The organism is Micromonospora sp. KC723 (assembly GCF_004348595.1).
Taxonomy (GTDB): domain Bacteria; phylum Actinomycetota; class Actinomycetes; order Mycobacteriales; family Micromonosporaceae; genus Micromonospora.
In genome coordinates this window covers 1-1,037 of the sequence record NZ_SMKD01000280.1, presented here as the reverse complement: position 1 = coordinate 1,037, position 1,037 = coordinate 1, and the positions used below count along the sequence as shown (strand labels likewise).

Genomic DNA, 1,037 nt, shown 5'->3' with positions numbered 1-1,037 from the left:
TAAGGCGTGTTTCATAAGCGGGTCAGAGCCACTCGCAGATGATGGTGATGGTCAGGACGGCCTGGAAGCGGACGGCTAACTTGTCGTAGCGGGTGGCCACGCCGCGGTGGCGTTTGAGTCGGGCGATGCCGTTCTCGACGGCGTGTCGCATCCGGTAGAGGTTTGGGTCGAACTTCGGCGGGCGTCCGCCGCGGCCGCCTTTGGCCTTGCGGTGGGCGTCCTGGTCTTTCTTGCTGGGGATGCACGCCTTGATCCCACGCTTGCGCAGGTAGGCGCGGTTACCGCGGCTGGTGTACGCCTTGTCGGCCAGGACGAGGTCGGGGCAGGTGCGGGGCCGGCCCACCCCGAGGCGGGTCACCTTGATACGGCGCAGCACCGGGATGAACTGCGGGCTGTCACCACGGTGCCCGGCGGTCACGACCATCGATAGGACCTTCTGGCCCTGCTCGCAGGCCAGATGCGTCTTGGTGGTCAGACCGCCGCGAGACCGTCCGAGGGCGTGATCGGCGGGTTCGTCGTGCACGCCGCCGGGTGGCTCTTTCTGCAGGTGGCCGTTCCTGCGGGCGCCGGCGGCGTGTTGGTGGGCGCGGCTGGTCATCGAGTCCACGCTGATCGTCCAGGTGATCCGGCCTTGCGCATCTCCGGTGGCCTGTGACGCGGCCAGGATCTTGTCCCAGGTGCCGTCGCGCTGCCAGCGACGGAACAGGCCGTAGAGCGTCTGCCAGGGTCCGTACTCGGCTGGGACGTCACGCCAGGGCGACCCGATCCGGATCCGCCACCTGATCCCGTCGATGAGCTGCCGTTTCTCCCACTTTGGCGGCCGGCCCTTCCCCGACGCGGCAGGCAGCAGCGCAGCGAGGCGCTGCCACTGGGCGTCGGTGAGGTCATGCCGCCTCGTCACCGCTACGCTGGCCACGAGGTCTCCGGTATGAAGTTCTTGCTTGGTCGCAGAACCAGATACCGGAGACCTCTTCAGTTATCGATCACCGCCACGCCGTAACCTTCACCGGCCACCACGACTTCTGAAACACGCCTTA

General features: G+C 67.1%; 1 protein-coding gene. It reads right to left on the bottom strand.

All coding sequences use genetic code 11. From position 1 onward, the window contains the following. Positions 1–22: 22 nt before the first annotated feature. Positions 23–916 carry an IS5 family transposase gene (locus E1165_RS28640; RefSeq protein ID WP_132394796.1) on the bottom strand — a complete coding sequence of 298 codons (894 nt, stop codon included), beginning with the start codon at positions 914–916 and terminating at the stop codon, positions 23–25. Positions 917–1,037 lie beyond the last annotated feature (121 nt).